This is a genomic window from Methylobacterium sp. ap11 (assembly GCF_900110515.1).
GTDB lineage: Bacteria > Pseudomonadota > Alphaproteobacteria > Rhizobiales > Beijerinckiaceae > Methylobacterium > Methylobacterium ajmalii.
This window is the reverse complement of the sequence record NZ_FOEB01000007.1, coordinates 225792-239759: the sequence shown is the minus strand read 5'-3', so window position 1 is coordinate 239759 and position 13968 is coordinate 225792. Positions and strand designations below refer to the sequence as shown.

12 protein-coding genes are annotated in these 13968 nt (G+C 70.9%); 5 read left to right on the top strand and 7 right to left on the bottom strand.

The window, feature by feature from the left end; translation table 11 throughout:
- Window positions 1-13 precede the first annotated feature (13 nt).
- Both BMX97_RS13065 and BMX97_RS13060 read left to right on the top strand, forming a co-directional pair.
- Window positions 14-547: a L,D-transpeptidase family protein gene (locus tag BMX97_RS13065; protein ID WP_091750489.1), complete on the top strand. Its 534-nt coding sequence runs from the start codon at window positions 14-16 to the stop codon at window positions 545-547.
- A 175-nt stretch (window positions 548-722) separates the two neighbouring features.
- Window positions 723-923: a hypothetical protein gene (locus tag BMX97_RS13060; protein ID WP_048427522.1), complete on the top strand. Its 201-nt coding sequence runs from the start codon at window positions 723-725 to the stop codon at window positions 921-923.
- Window positions 924-933: 10 nt separating this feature from the next.
- Here the strand turns inward: BMX97_RS13060 and BMX97_RS13055 are convergent, their stop codons facing one another.
- Window positions 934-1638, bottom strand: coding sequence for a YggS family pyridoxal phosphate-dependent enzyme (locus tag BMX97_RS13055; protein ID WP_091750486.1), 705 nt, complete (start codon window positions 1636-1638; stop codon window positions 934-936).
- A 161-nt stretch (window positions 1639-1799) separates the two neighbouring features.
- Here BMX97_RS13055 and leuS point away from each other — a divergent pair, with 161 nt between their 5' ends.
- From leuS to holA, 3 genes are all read left to right on the top strand, one after another.
- The gene (leuS, locus tag BMX97_RS13050; RefSeq protein WP_091750483.1) at window positions 1800-4391 is read left to right on the top strand and encodes a leucine--tRNA ligase; all 2592 of its coding nucleotides are present in this window, start codon (window positions 1800-1802) and stop codon (window positions 4389-4391) included.
- A 271-nt stretch (window positions 4392-4662) separates the two neighbouring features.
- The gene (gene lptE, locus BMX97_RS13045) at window positions 4663-5199 is read left to right on the top strand and encodes an LPS assembly lipoprotein LptE (protein WP_091750480.1); all 537 of its coding nucleotides are present in this window, start codon (window positions 4663-4665) and stop codon (window positions 5197-5199) included.
- A gap of 7 nt (window positions 5200-5206) precedes the next feature.
- Window positions 5207-6235, top strand: a complete 1029-nt coding sequence (gene holA, locus BMX97_RS13040; RefSeq protein ID WP_091750478.1) for a DNA polymerase III subunit delta — start codon at window positions 5207-5209, stop codon at window positions 6233-6235.
- A gap of 145 nt (window positions 6236-6380) precedes the next feature.
- On the opposite strand, the gene BMX97_RS13035 is transcribed toward holA, so the two are convergent.
- From BMX97_RS13035 to rho, 6 genes are all read right to left on the bottom strand, one after another.
- Window positions 6381-7280 (bottom strand): ParB/RepB/Spo0J family partition protein, encoded by a 900-nt coding sequence (locus BMX97_RS13035; RefSeq protein WP_091750475.1) that lies wholly within the window; start codon window positions 7278-7280, stop codon window positions 6381-6383.
- 35 nt (window positions 7281-7315) lie between these two features.
- Window positions 7316-8164, bottom strand: a complete 849-nt coding sequence (locus BMX97_RS13030) for a ParA family protein (RefSeq protein ID WP_091750472.1) — start codon at window positions 8162-8164, stop codon at window positions 7316-7318.
- Window positions 8161-8802, bottom strand: a complete 642-nt coding sequence (gene rsmG / locus BMX97_RS13025) for a 16S rRNA (guanine(527)-N(7))-methyltransferase RsmG (RefSeq protein WP_091750469.1) — start codon at window positions 8800-8802, stop codon at window positions 8161-8163. Before rsmG ends, BMX97_RS13030 begins: the two co-directional genes overlap by 4 nt.
- The gene (mnmG, locus tag BMX97_RS13020) at window positions 8799-10679 is read right to left on the bottom strand and encodes a tRNA uridine-5-carboxymethylaminomethyl(34) synthesis enzyme MnmG (protein WP_091750466.1); all 1881 of its coding nucleotides are present in this window, start codon (window positions 10677-10679) and stop codon (window positions 8799-8801) included. Before mnmG ends, rsmG begins: the two co-directional genes overlap by 4 nt.
- 95 nt (window positions 10680-10774) lie before the next feature.
- Complete coding sequence (gene mnmE, locus BMX97_RS13015) at window positions 10775-12088, bottom strand: tRNA uridine-5-carboxymethylaminomethyl(34) synthesis GTPase MnmE (protein WP_091750463.1); 1314 nt, start codon at window positions 12086-12088, stop codon at window positions 10775-10777.
- A gap of 385 nt (window positions 12089-12473) precedes the next feature.
- Window positions 12474-13787 (bottom strand): transcription termination factor Rho, encoded by a 1314-nt coding sequence (rho, locus tag BMX97_RS13010; protein ID WP_048461698.1) that lies wholly within the window; start codon window positions 13785-13787, stop codon window positions 12474-12476.
- Window positions 13788-13968 lie beyond the last annotated feature (181 nt).

Below are 13968 nucleotides of genomic sequence, written 5' to 3'. Positions count from 1 at the left end.
AAAGAGGAGGACGATGAAGCGCACCACCCTTTCGCACCTGCGGGTCCGCCCGAACCCCCTCGACCGCCGCCGCGGCACCCTGATCGCCGGCCCGGTGCTGATCCCCTGCGCGCTGGGCAAGGGCGGCCAGCGGCAGGTGAAGCGCGAGGGCGACGGCGCCTCGCCCCGCGGCACGTTCCGGCTGCGCGGCGGCTTCTACCGGCCCGACCGGCTCGGGACCCGGCCGCCGACCGCCCTCCCCTTGCGGGCGATCCGCCCCGGCGACGGCTGGTGCGACGACCCGCGCGACCGGCGCTACAACCGGCCGATGTCCCTCCCGGCTCCCGGCATCAGCGCCGAGGCGATGTGGCGCGACGACGGGCTCTACGACCTCGTGATCGACCTCGACTACAACCGCGGCCCGATCCGCCCCGGGCATGGCAGCGCCATCTTCCTGCACGTCGCCCGTCCGGGCTTCCGGCCGACCGAGGGCTGCGTCGCGCTGCGCCGCCCCGACCTGGTGCGTCTCCTGCGCCGCCTCGGCCCCGGCACACGCCTGACGATCTGAGAAAGATCTTCTCCAATCCTGCGCTGCATTGGACGGGGCTCCTCCCCGTCGAACCATGCTGCAGGGCACAACGAAATCTTTAGATTTGGTAACGCTGCCACACTCGCGCACCGCGAGGACATGCGCTAGGGTTCGACTGCCACACAAAAACCGCACGGGACGCAGGGAGAGACGCATGCTCGACGCCTACACCGCGACCGAGATCGTTCGGGCCCGCCAGATCCACGCCGTCGAGGGACCGCGCGGCACCCTCTGGAACGGCTCCGCCCGCTACCGCGACGGGCTGCCGAACTCCCCCGTGCTGCTGACGGACGAAGACCGCGTCCGTTTCCTGGAGCAGGCGCGGGAGGAGATCCGCTGCCTGCACGCCAATTGACGGCGGCGCGTCAGCCCTTCTCGTCCTCGGCGGTGTCCTTCGGCTGGCGCGCTCCGAAGATCGCGCTGCCGACCCGCACGTGGGTCGCCCCCATCTGGATCGCCGCCGGGTAGTCGGCGCTCATCCCCATCGACAGGAGCGGCAGGGCGTGGCGGCGGGCGATCGCCGCCAGCAGCCCGAAATGCGCCGAGGGCGGGTCCTCCGCCGGGGGAATGCACATCAGGCCCGACACCGTGAGGCCGTGCACGTCCCGGCACTCGGCCAGGAAGGCCTCGACCGCGCCGGGCGCCACGCCGCCCTTCTGCGGCTCCTCGCCGGTATTGACCTGCACCAGCAGGCGCGGATGCCGGCCGCTGCGCCGGATCTCCTTGCCCAGGGCCGCGGCGAGCGAGGTCCGGTCCAGGGTATGGATCACGTCGAACAGCTCGACAGCCTCGCGGGCCTTGTTCGATTGCAGCGGGCCGATCAGGTGCAGCTCGACGTCGGGACAGGCCTCGCGCAGGGCCGGCCACTTGGCCTTCGCCTCCTGGACGTAGTTCTCGCCGAAGCACCGCTGCCCGGCTTCCAGCGCCGGCCGGATCCCCTCCGCGGGAACCGTCTTCGACACCGCGATCAGGGCGACACCGGCGGGATCGCGCTCGCTGTCCTCGGCCGCCCGGGCGATCGCCGAGCGCACCTCGGCCAGGTTCGACGTGACGGTCTGCGGGTCGATCATGACTGGCGCCTCTCCATTGTTGACCCTCGGGACCAAACCGTGTCCTAGTCCGCCGGCGCCGCGCCGAGCAAGCTCAACCGTTTGCGGCCGTGACGTTTTCCCTTCATCCCTGCCGCCGGTGCTCACGGCGCCGGCGCCGACCGGTCGCAAAGACGCCGCCCATGGCCGAACGTTACAACGCGAAGGATTCCGAGCCCCACTGGCAGCAGGTGTGGGCCGAGCGCGAGATCTTCCGCACCCGCAACGACGATCCTCGCCCGAAATACTACGTCCTCGAGATGTTCCCCTATCCGTCGGGGCGCATCCACATGGGCCACGTCCGCAACTACGCCATGGGCGACGTGGTCGCGCGCTACAAGCGCGCCAAGGGCTTCAACGTCCTGCATCCGATGGGCTGGGACGCCTTCGGCCTGCCGGCCGAGAACGCCGCGATGCAGAACAAGGTCAACCCGCGGGACTGGACCTACGCCAACATCGCCACGATGCGGACGCAGCTCCAGTCGATGGGCCTGTCGCTGGACTGGAGCCGCGAGATCGCGACCTGCGATCCCGAATACTACAAGCACCAGCAGCGGATGTTCCTGGACTTCCTGAAGGCCGGGCTGGTCTCGCGCCGCACCGCCAAGGTGAACTGGGACCCGGTCGACCACACCGTGCTGGCCAACGAGCAGGTGATCGACGGGCGCGGCTGGCGCTCCGGCGCGCTGGTCGAGCAGCGCGAGCTGACCCAGTGGTTCTTCAAGATCACCGATTTCGCCCAGGACCTCGACGACCGGCTCGACACGCTGGAGCGCTGGCCCGAGAAGGTCCGGCTGATGCAGCGCAACTGGATCGGCCGCTCGGAGGGGCTGGAGCTGCGCTTCGCCCTCGAGACGGCGCCCGAGGGCGCGGCCTCCGAGGTGACGGTCTACACCACCCGCCCCGACACGCTGTTCGGCGCGAAGTTCCTGGCGGTCGCCGCCGACCATCCGCTCGCCGCCGCGGTGGCGAGGGACAATCCGGCCCTGCAGGACTTCATCGCCGAGTGCAGGCGCATGGGCACCGCGCAGGCGGCGATCGACACGGCGGAGAAGCTGGGCTTCGACACCGGCCTCAAGGTTCGCCACCCGCTCGACCCGTCCTGGACCCTGCCGGTCTACGTCGCGAACTTCGTGCTGATGGAGTACGGCACCGGCGCGGTGTTCGGCTGTCCAGCGCACGACCAGCGGGACCTCGACTTCGCCAACAAGTACGGCCTGGGCAACACCCCGGTCGTGTGCCCGCCGGACCAGGACCCGGCCGGCTTCACGATCACCGACACCGCCTATGACGGCGACGGCCGGATGATCAACTCGCGCTTCCTCGACGGGATGGACACCGACACGGCGTTCAAGACCGTCGCCGACCGCCTGGAGGCCGAGACCCTCGACGGCGCCTCGGTCGGCAAGCGCCGGGTGCAGTTCCGCCTGCGCGACTGGGGCGTGTCGCGCCAGCGCTACTGGGGCTGCCCGATCCCGGTGATCCACTGCGATGCCTGCGGTGCGGTGCCGGTGCCGGTCGCCGACCTGCCGGTACGGCTGCCCGAGGAGGTCTCGTTCGACGTGCCGGGCAACCCGCTCGAGCGCGATGCCGCGTGGCGCAACGTGCCGTGCCCGTCCTGCGGCAAGCCGGCCCGGCGCGAGACCGACACGATGGACACCTTCGTCGACTCGTCCTGGTACTTCGCCCGCTTCACCGCGCCGTGGCTGGAGAATGCGCCGACCGACAAGGCGGTGGCCGATCACTGGCTGCCGGTCGACCAGTATATCGGCGGCATCGAGCACGCGATCCTGCACCTGCTCTACTCCCGCTTCTTCATGCGGGCGATGCGCCAGACCGGCTGGGCCGGTGTCGACGAGCCCTTCGCGGGCCTGTTCACGCAGGGCATGGTCGTCCACGAAACCTACCGCGACGAGGCCGGCGCCTGGGTGCAGCCGGTCGATGTCCGGATCGTCAGCGAGGACGGCGCCCGCAAGGCGTTTCACGTGAAAACCGACGCGCCGGTCTCGATCGGCGCGATCGAGAAGATGTCGAAGTCGAAGAAGAACGTCGTCGACCCCGACGACATCATCGCTTCGTACGGCGCCGACACCGCCCGCTGGTTCATGCTCTCGGACTCGCCGCCCGAGCGCGACGTGATCTGGACCGAGGACGGCGTCCAGGGTGCCTCGCGCTTCGTCCAGCGTGTCTGGCGCATGGTGGGCGAGGTCGCCGAGGGCGGGGCGGAGCCGGCCGGCACCGACAGCCAAGCGGTGCTGAAAGCCGCGCACAAGGCCCTGGCCGCCGTCGGCGAGGACATCGAGCGCCTGCGCTTCAACCGCTGCGTCGCCCATGTCTACGAGCTGGCGAACAGCCTGCAGGAGGCGGTCGCGGCCGAGCGCGGCCACGCCCCCTCCCCCGCCCTGCGCGAGGCGACCCTGATCCTGGTGCAGCTCATTGCCCCGATGATGCCCCACCTCGCCGAGGCCTGCTGGACGGCGCTCGGGCAGGACGGCCTCGTCGCCGAGGCGGGCTGGCCGGAGGTCCGCCGCGACCTCCTGGTCGAGGACAGCGTGACGATGCCGGTCCAGATCAACGGCCGCAAGCGCGCCGACGTGACGGTGCTGCGGGACGCCGACCAGGCCGCGGTGCAGGCCGCCGTGCTGGCGCTCGAGCCGGTACAGCGCGCGCTCGAGGGCAAGCCACCCCGCAAGGTGATCGTGGTGCCGCTGCGCATCGTCAACATCGTCGTCTGACCGCGGCGACGATCCGAACCTCCTGAAGGGCCCGGCGATCCGACGATCGCCGGGCCCTTCTCTCGTCGGCGCCGTCCCCGCTATTCTTCCTCTTCGGGTCGCACGGCCCTGCTGTCGCCGCAGAGATTCTTTAGGCTCCGCCCCTACCCTGACGGCCCGCGAGGCCGGACTTCGTCGGGGTGCTCCCCGGGGGCGCTCGGCCACTTGGCAGAGCTCCGGCGGGGCGGTAACGGGACGTGTGGCGGCAGGACGGACCTTCATGACAGGCTTCATGGCAGGCAGCACGGTGAAGACGGCGCGGAACCTCACTCTCGTCGCCACCCTGGCGCTCGGCCTCTCGGCCTGCTTCCGCCCGCTCTACGGACCGACCGCGTCCGGCGCCCCCTTGAGCGCCGTGCTGGCCTCGATCCAGGTCGATCCGGCCAAGACCGCCCAGGGCCAGGAGCGCCTCGGCCATTACCTGCGCAGCGAGCTGGTGTTCGACCTCGACGGCTCGGGCCAGCCTTCGGACAAGAAGTACCGCCTGACGCTCACCGCCAGCGAGACGGTGCAGACCCCGATCGTCAGCTCGATCACCGGCCGGGCGGAATCGGCGACCCTGCTCGGCACTGCCGCCTACAAGGTCCAGACGCTGTCGGGCGACCGCATCCTCACCGAGGGCGTGGCCCAGGGCACCGCCACCTACGACCGTTCGTCCCAGCGCTTCGCCAGCTTGCGCGCCGCCCGCGACGCCGAGATCCGGCTCGCCAAGCTCCTCTCCGAGCAGATCAAGACCCGCGTCGCCGCGATCCTGGCGACCCAGCCCTGAGCGCGTCGTGACCGCCATCAAGGCCGGCGAGGTCGAAGGGCTGCTGCGCCGCGGCCCCGACCCGCGCATCGCCGTGATCCTGGTCTACGGCCCGGATACCGGCCTCGTCGCCGAGCGCGCCCGCCTGCTCGCCGAGAAGGCGGTCGACGATCCCGCCGATCCCTTCGCCCTGGTCAAGATCGACGGCGACGTGCTGGCGAGCGATCCCGGTCGCCTCGTCGACGAGGCCGCCACGGTCGGGCTGTTCGGCGGCAAGCGGGCCGTCTGGGTGCGCCCCGGCAGCCGCAACTACGCCCCGGCGGTCGAGGCCGCGCTCAAGCAGGAGGGTGCCGACACCCGGATCGTGGTGGAGGCCGGCGACCTCGCCAAGTCGGCGCCCCTGCGGGTGGTCTGCGAGCGCTCGCCCCGGGCGCTCGCCATCCCCTGCTACGCCGACGATGCCGGCACGCTCGCCGACCTGATCGACCGGACGCTCCGGGCCGACAACCTGCGCATCACCCGCGATGCCCGCGACCTCCTCGCCGCCGGCCTCGGCGGCGACCGGCGGGCGAGCCTCGGCGAGATCGAGAAACTGGCGCTCTACGCCCGCGGCCAGGGCGAGGTCGGGATCGAGGATGTCGAGGCGATCGGCAGCGATGTCTCGGGCTCGATGCTCAATACCCTGGTCGATGCCGCCTTCGCCGGGCGGATCGCCGAAACCGAGCGCAGCTATCGCCGCTTCCAGATCGAGGGCATGGATGCCTCGGTGATGCTGGGCGCCGCTTTGCGCCATGCCCTGACGCTGCTCGCCACCCGTCTCGACGGCGAGGGCAAGAGCCCGGGCGCGATGGTGGCGGGCTGGCGCGGCCTGCATTTCCGCCGCCAGCGCATCGTCGAGACGCAGCTCGCCCGCTGGAGCCCGGCCTCCTTGCGCCGGGCGGTGACGCTGCTGCAGGACGCGGTGCTGGGCGCCCGCCGGGCCGGCGGCGACTTCTCGCACGCCATCGCGGCCGACCTCTTCCTGCGCCTCGCCAGCGAGGCGGCGCGGCGGGGGTGAAGGCCCCCTCCCCCATCGTCGCGGCGGCCGGTTCGGCCCCGCAACGGCGGGCCTCCGATCCGCCCGCCGAACAAGATCCTCGGCCCGTGGATGAGGCGGCGGCCTGTCGCGAAAAAGGCCGGACCCTTCCGGTCCGGCCTTCGCGTCATTCGCCGATCTGCATTTCCAGCCGCCGGCAGAGGCCGTCGAGCTGGTCGAGGCTGGCGTAGCGCAGCCGCACTTCGCCGCCGCCGCCCTTGGCGTCGATCGACACCACGACACCCAGGACATCCTCGAGGCGCCGCTCCAGGGCGCGGGTATCGGCGTCCTTCTCGACCGCCGCCTTGCGCGGCCGGCCGGGGCGCGGCCCGGTGCCGGCCTGCTCGCCAGCGGCCAGCGCCTCGACCTCGCGCACCGTCATTCCGTCCTCGATCACCCGGCGGGCGACGCCCTCCGGATCCTTGACCGACAGGAGCGCGCGGGCATGGCCGGCGGTCAGGCTGCCGGCGACGACGTGCTCCTGGACCGAGGGCGGCAGCTGCAGCAGGCGGAGAGTGTTGGCGAGATGGCTACGGCTCTTGCCGATGATCTCGGCGAGCTCGGTCTGGGTGTAGCGGAACTCGCTCATCAGCCGCTCGTAGCCCGCCGCCTCCTCGATGGCGTTGAGGTCGGCGCGCTGGACGTTCTCCAGGATAGCGAATTCGAGCGAGGTGCGGTCGTCGATCTCGACCGTGACCACCGGCACCTCGTGCAGGCCGGCGCGCTGTGCCGCCCGCCAGCGCCGCTCGCCGGCGACGATCTCGAACGCGTCCGGCAGGTTGGCCAGCGCCCGCACGACGATCGGCTGGATCACCCCGCGGGTGCGGATCGAGGCCGACAGCTCCTCGAGTTCGGTCTCGGCGAAGTGGCGGCGCGGGTTGCGCGGGTTCGGTCGCAGGAACTCGATCGGCACCCGCCGCTGTCCGGCCTTCGGCTTCTCCGTGGCGGCCGGGATGTCCTCGCCGAAATCGCCGATCAGCGCCGCGAGACCCCGCCCGAGGCGCGGCCGCGCTCCCTCCTCCGCCATGCCCTTCATCCTCTCAACAACTCCGTTACGTCGGTTCAGGCGGCGGCCGGGAGGCGGCCTTCCCGTTGAATGACCTCCGAGGCGAGGCGCAGATAGGCCTGCGAGCCTGCGCATTTGAGGTCGTAGAGCAGCACCGGCTTGCCGTGCGACGGCGCCTCGGAGACCCGCACGTTGCGGGGGATCATGGTCTCGTAGACCTTGTCGCCCATGAACTCGCGCACATCGGCGACGACCTGGGCCGACAGGTTGTTGCGTGGGTCGAACATCGTCAGCACCACGCCCTGGATCGCCAGGCGCGGGTTGAGGGCGCCCTTCACCTGCTCGACGGTCCGCAGCAGCTGGCTCAAGCCTTCGAGGGCGAAGAACTCGCATTGCAGCGGCACCAGCACCGCATGCGCCGCGGCGAGCGCGTTGAGGGTGAGCAGGTTGAGCGAGGGCGGGCAGTCGATCAGCACGTAGGTGAAACGCTGGTCCTCCGGCATCTCGCCCCGGTCGAGGGGGTCGAGGGCCCGGCGCAGGCGCTGGGCCCGGTCGGCCGCGCTCGCCATCGCCATCTCGAGCCCGAGGAGATCCATGGTCGAGGGCACAAGGGACAGGCGCGGGACGGCGGTGGCCTGCACCGCCTCCGCCAGGGGCGCTTCGCCGGCCAGCACGTCGTAGGTCGACAGGCGCCGCTGGCGCCGGTCGATGCCGAGGCCGGTCGAGGCGTTGCCCTGCGGGTCGAGATCGATGATCAGCACGCGCTCGCCGATCGCCGCCAGTGCGGTACCGAGGTTGATCGCCGTGGTGGTCTTGCCGACGCCGCCCTTCTGGTTGGCAAGCGCGATGATGCGCAGGGGCCGCGCGCTGTCGCCGGCCTGCGCCTCGGGAGATTCCGCGATCATGGGAGAAGGCCGCTCACAGTGGAGATGCGGACGATCCTGGCATCAGAATCGGTCCGACTCGGGATCAGATCCGCGGTAAATCTCCACCTTTCCTCCGCCTCGGTCAATTCGGTTAAGACATCACGGCCTTTCGGAAAAAGCCCCGTGGCGCCGTTTTTCAACAGCGGGGCGGTCCAGGCGAGGAGCTGGGACAGCGGCGCCAGCGCCCGGGCGGTGACGATTTGCGCCTCGGTGAAGCCGCCGATCACCGTCTCGATCCGCGCGACATGAACCTTGGCCGCCGCGCCGGTGAGCCGGGCGGTCTCCCGCAGGAAGGCGCCCTTGCGGCCGTTGCTCTCGACGAGGTCGACGTGGAAGCCCGGCCGATCGCGCCCGGCAATCGCCAGGATCAGGCCCGGGATGCCGGCACCGCTGCCGAGGTCGAGCCAGCGCGTTGCGTCGGGCGCCAGCGCCAGGAGCTGAAGCGAATCGGCGACGTGGCGGGTCCAGACCTCCGCCAGCGTGGAGGGACCGACGAGGTTCTTGATCGATTGCCAGCGAGTGAGCTGGGCGACGTAGAGGTCGAGCGCCTCGGCTGTTTCACGTGAAACGCCGGCTTGGCGCAGGACGGCATCGCGGCCGATAGCGGACGTCTTCATTCAGCCGAAACCTGGAGGGAGGGGGTACGTCGGGCATGGGCCGCGAGCAGGGTCAGCGCTGCCGGGGTCACACCCTCGATGCGGGCCGCCTGTCCGAGGGTGAGGGGGCGAACCTTGTCGAGCTTCGACTGCAGCTCATTCGACAAGCCGGCGATGCCGCCGTAATCGAGATGGTCCGGCAGGGTCACCGCCTCGTCGCGCCGGAACGCCGCGATGTCGGCTTTCTGCCGGTCGAGATAGACCGCGTAGGTCGCGTCGGTGCAGACCCGCTCGGCGAGGGCAGGGGGGATCGCGGCAAGCTGGGACCAGACCGCGGTAAGCCGCTCCCACCCGATCTCCGGGTAGGACAGGAGCTGGAAGGCGGACCGGCGGATACCGTCGCGGTTCAGCATGATGCCGTGGCGCTCGGCCTCGCTCGGGGTCAGGCTGAGATCCTCGAGCATCCGGCGAGCCTGCGCCAAGGCGTCCTGCCGCGCAGCATGGTGGGCGGCCCGCTCCGCCGAAACGCAGCCGAGCCCGAAGCCACGGCCGGTCAAGCGTTCATCGGCATTGTCCACCCGCAGGCTGAGCCGGTACTCGGAGCGCGAGGTGAACATCCGGTAGGGCTCGCTGACCCCGTGGGTCACGAGGTCGTCGATCATCACGCCGATATACGACTCGGCCCGGTCGAACACTGCGAGGTCGGCCTGGCCCGCCAGGCGGGCGGCGTTGAGTCCGGCGACCAGCCCCTGGCCGGCCGCCTCCTCGTAGCCGGTGGTGCCGTTGATCTGGCCCGCGAGGAACAGGCCGGCGATGCGGCGTGTCTGGAGCGTCGGGTCGAGCTCGCGCGGATCGACGTAATCGTACTCGATCGCGTAGCCGGGGCGCAGGATCACCGCCCGGTCGCAGCCGGGCAGCAGGCGGACGATGCCGTGCTGCACCTCCTCCGGCAGGGAGGTCGAGATGCCGTTCGGATAGACCGTCGGATCGTCGAGGCCCTCCGGCTCGAGGAAGATCTGGTGACCGTCCCGGTCGCCGAACCGCACGACCTTGTCCTCGATCGACGGGCAGTAGCGCGGTCCGCGGCTGGTGATGCCGCCGGAATACATCGCCGAGCGGTGCAGGTTGGCGCGGATCAGGTCGTGCGCCGCCTGGCCGGTGCGGGTGACACCGCACTCGATCTGGGGCGTGGTGATGCGCGCGGTCAGGGTCGAGAACGGCACCGGCTCGTCGTCGGCGGCCTGCTTGTCGATGCCGTGCCAGTCGATCGTGCGGCCGTCGAGGCGCGGCGGTGTCCCGGTCTTGAGGCGGCCCAGCGCGAAGCCGTGCCGGTCGAGGGTCGCCGAGAGGCCAAGCGCCGGCGCCTCGCCGATGCGGCCGGCCGGCATGGTGACCTCGCCGATATGGATCAGGCCGCGCAGGAAGGTCCCGGTGGTGAGGACGACGGCGCGGCAGGGGAGGGCACGGCCGTCCGTCAGCACGGCGCCGGCGACCCGGCCGGCGGCGACGGTGAGGTCTGCGACCTCGCCCTCGACGATGGTCAGGTTCGGGGTGTCGGCGAGTGCGGCCTGCATCGCCCGGGCGTAGAGCTTGCGGTCGGCCTGGGTGCGGGGCCCGCGCACCGCTGGGCCCTTGCGGCGGTTGAGGAGCCGGAACTGGATACCGGCCCGGTCGGCGACCCGGCCCATCACTCCATCGAGGGCATCGACCTCGCGGACGAGGTGGCCCTTGCCGAGGCCGCCGATGGCCGGGTTGCAGGACATCGCCCCGAGCGTGTCGCGGCGATGGGTCACCAGGGCGGTGCGAGCCCCGTAACGCGCGGCGGCGGCGGCCGCCTCGGCGCCCGCATGCCCACCGCCGACGACGATCACGTCGAAGGAGGAATCATCTCTGTGCATGGGGTGATTAGGGGGCGCCGCCCGACGACGTCAATCACCCTGTGGGCGCCACGCGCGTTTCACGTGAAAACTCCGCGGGACCGGCGGCGAGAAGGCTACTTGCCGATGCAGAACCCGGCGAAGAGCCGGTCCAGCATTTCCTCGACGCCCACTCGACCGGCGACCTCGCCGAGGGCGCGGACCGCGAGGCGCAGGTCCTCCGCGACCAGTTCCGCCGGCAGGGTACCCCCCTGAGCCGCCACCCGGTCGAGGTGACGCGTGCAGGCCTCGAGGGCAAGACGTTGACGCTCGCGGGTGACCAGGGCGTCGCCGCTCCCGAGCGAGGTCGCGGCTTCACGCTCGATCTCGGTCAGGAGACGATCGACGCCGTCCCCCGTCCGCGCCGAGATCGCGATCTCTCCCTCCGCCCGGTCTCCCGGCAGGTCACGTTTGGTCGAGACCACGCGAAAAGGAACCGGCAGGGCAGGGGGCTCGGCTCCGCCCGGCTCGCGCAGCCAGAGGACGAGGTCGGCCTGCTCGATGCGGCGACGGCTGCGGGCGACACCCTCGACTTCGATCGCGTCGCTGGTCTCGCGCAGTCCGGCCGTATCGACCAGCAGCACCGGCAGTCCACCGAGGTCGCAGCGTACCTCGATCGCGTCCCGGGTCGTACCCGGCACCTCCGAGACGATCGCCACGTCGCGCCGGGCGAGCGCGTTGAGCAGGGTCGACTTACCGGCATTGGGCGCGCCGGCGAGCACCACCGTGAAACCGTCCCGCAGCCGCTCGCCGCGCCGGCCGTCGGCGAGGACGGCGCGGATCTCGTCCCGAACCCGCGCGGCCTCGATCCGGCCCGAGGCGGTCAGGGCGTCGTCGTCGACATCGCCCTCGTCGGAGAAGTCGAGGGCGGCCTCGGTGCCGGCGAGCACAGTGAGCAGCGTGTCGCGCCAGCGCTCGACCGCCCGGCCCAGCGCCCCGTCGAGCTGGCGCACGGCCTGACGCCGCTGCGCCTCGGTCTCGGCCTCGATCAGGTCGGCCAGCCCCTCGACGGCGGTGAGGTCCATCCGGCCGTTGAGGAAGGCCCGTCGGGTGAAGGCACCCGGCTCGGCCGGCACCAGGCCCGGCCGTGCGCCGAGGCTGCGCAGCACCGCCGCACGGACCGCCGGGCCGCCATGCAGGTGCAGTTCGACCATATCCTCGCCGGTCGCGGTCCCGGGGCCAGGCAGCCAGGCGACGAGGGCCTGATCGAGAAGTTCTCCCGTCTTCGGCTCGCGCAGAGTGCGCAGGGTGAGGCGGCGCGCCGGCGGCAAAGGGGTCCGGATCAGCGCTGCGAGGGCGGGGCCCGCCTGCGGGCCGCTGATCCGCATGACCGCGACGGCAGTACGGCCGTAGCCGGTGGCGGGGGCGAAGATGGTGTCGGGCGCGAGCATCGGGCAATCGGGGGAGGGGGCGTCGAAAGGGTGGCGCCGTGGCTAGCACGATCCGGTCTTGCCGCCGAACGGATCGGGACGGGCGGTGGCTTGCTGAATCGCGTCGACAGCCGGAGCGTAGTGCCGCCTCCGTGGAGAGCCCGCGATACCGTGGCTTGTCCGGCGCCGGACCCAGGCGGGCGGAGACGGGTGCACGCAAGCGGGCGGCGAACTCGGACCCACCCCCTTTGGCGAAAGACCCCGTGTCGCCGGCCACCTACCGGGGGGCCACGCACGGGCACCCGGGCAGCGGAACGCGGCACCCGGGAGCAGGGGCTGGATACGAAAACGGCGCCCCTCTCGGGGCGCCGCGCGTGAGCCTGACGATCGCGACCGAAAGGCCGGATCAGGTGTTCATCGAGTCGAAGAAGTCGCCGTTGCTCTTGGTCTGGCGCAGCTTGTCGAGCAGGAACTCGATCGCGTCGGTGACGCCCATCGGGTTGAGGATGCGGCGCAGCACGTAGGTCTTCTTGAGCGCGTCCGGCGGGACCAGCAGCTCCTCCTTGCGGGTGCCCGAGCGGGTGATGTCGATCGCCGGGAAAATGCGCTTGTCGGAGACCTTGCGGTCCAGGATGATCTCCGAGTTGCCGGTGCCCTTGAACTCCTCGAAGATCACCTCGTCCATGCGCGAGCCGGTGTCGATCAGCGCGGTCGCGATGATCGAGAGCGAGCCGCCCTCCTCGATGTTGCGGGCGGCGCCGAAGAAGCGCTTGGGCCGCTGCAGGGCGTTGGCGTCGACACCGCCGGTCAGCACCTTGCCGGAGGACGGCACCACGGTGTTGTAGGCGCGGCCGAGCCGGGTGATCGAGTCGAGCAGGATGACGACGTCACGGCCGTGCTCCACCAGGCGCTTGGCCTTCTCGATCACCATCTCGGCGACCTGGACGTGGCGGGTCGCCGGCTCGTCGAAGGTCGAGGCGATGACCTCGCCCTTCACCGAGCGCTGCATGTCGGTGACCTCCTCCGGCCGCTCGTCGATGAGCAGGACGATGAGGTAGCACTCGGGGTGGTTCAGGGTGATCGACTGGGCGATGTTCTGCATCAGCACCGTCTTGCCGGTGCGCGGCGGCGCCACGATCAGGGCGCGCTGGCCCTTGCCGATCGGCGCGACGATGTCGATGATCCGGGGCGAGAAGTCCTTGCGGGTCGGCTCCGCCAGTTCGAGCTTGAAGCGCTGCGTCGGGAACAGCGGCGTCAGATTGTCGAAATGGACCTTGTGCTTGATCTTGTCCGGGTTCTCGAAGTTGATGGTGTTGACCTTGAGCAGCGCGAAGTAGCGCTCGCCGTCCTTCGGGCCCCGGATCGGCCCCTCGACGGTGTCGCCGGTGCGCAGGCCGAAGCGGCGGATCTGCGTCGGCGAGATGTAGATGTCGTCCGGGCCCGGCAGGTAGTTCGAGTCGGAGGAGCGCAGGAAGCCGAAGCCGTCCTGCAGCACCTCGACGGTGCCGGCACCGATGATCTCGACGTCCTTGGCAGCGAGCTGCTTCAGGATCGCGAACATCAGCTCCTGCTTGCGCATGGTCGAGGCGTTCTCGACCTCGACCTCCTCGGCAAAGGCCAGGAGCTCGGTGGGGGTCTTGGACTTGAGATCCTGCAGCTTCACCTCGCGCATGGCGGGGGCGGCCGGGGTCTCGATCGGGGCGAGCGTGTCTTCGATCATGGGATATCGGGGTGCGAGGCGAAGCTGGGGAGCGTCGTCATGTCGGGACAAGTCCGGCCGCCGCGGGTCGCGGCGTTGAGCGGAAAGCAACGGGGTGGCCGAGGCGGGCACCGGTCGCGAAATCGTCGCCTGATGTGTCCCGGAGGTCGCGCGGAGGAACCGGATCGGTCCTGGATGCGAC

What these genes read in the sequence shown, in the direction of transcription:
- BMX97_RS13065 (WP_091750489.1), top strand. Translation starts at nt 14, where the DNA reads ATGAAGCGCACCACCCTTTCGCACCTGCGGGTCCGCCCGAACCCCCTC.
- BMX97_RS13060 (WP_048427522.1), top strand. Translation starts at nt 723, where the DNA reads ATGCTCGACGCCTACACCGCGACCGAGATCGTTCGGGCCCGCCAGATC.
- BMX97_RS13055 (WP_091750486.1), bottom strand. Translation starts at nt 1,638, where the DNA reads ATGATCGACCCGCAGACCGTCACGTCGAACCTGGCCGAGGTGCGCTCG.
- leuS (WP_091750483.1), top strand. Translation starts at nt 1,800, where the DNA reads ATGGCCGAACGTTACAACGCGAAGGATTCCGAGCCCCACTGGCAGCAG.
- lptE (WP_091750480.1), top strand. Translation starts at nt 4,663, where the DNA reads ATGGCAGGCAGCACGGTGAAGACGGCGCGGAACCTCACTCTCGTCGCC.
- BMX97_RS13035 (WP_091750475.1), bottom strand. Translation starts at nt 7,280, where the DNA reads ATGGCGGAGGAGGGAGCGCGGCCGCGCCTCGGGCGGGGTCTCGCGGCG.
- BMX97_RS13030 (WP_091750472.1), bottom strand. Translation starts at nt 8,164, where the DNA reads ATGATCGCGGAATCTCCCGAGGCGCAGGCCGGCGACAGCGCGCGGCCC.
- rsmG (WP_091750469.1), bottom strand. Translation starts at nt 8,802, where the DNA reads ATGAAGACGTCCGCTATCGGCCGCGATGCCGTCCTGCGCCAAGCCGGC.
- mnmG (WP_091750466.1), bottom strand. Translation starts at nt 10,679, where the DNA reads ATGCACAGAGATGATTCCTCCTTCGACGTGATCGTCGTCGGCGGTGGG.
- mnmE (WP_091750463.1), bottom strand. Translation starts at nt 12,088, where the DNA reads ATGCTCGCGCCCGACACCATCTTCGCCCCCGCCACCGGCTACGGCCGT.
- rho (WP_048461698.1), bottom strand. Translation starts at nt 13,787, where the DNA reads ATGATCGAAGACACGCTCGCCCCGATCGAGACCCCGGCCGCCCCCGCC.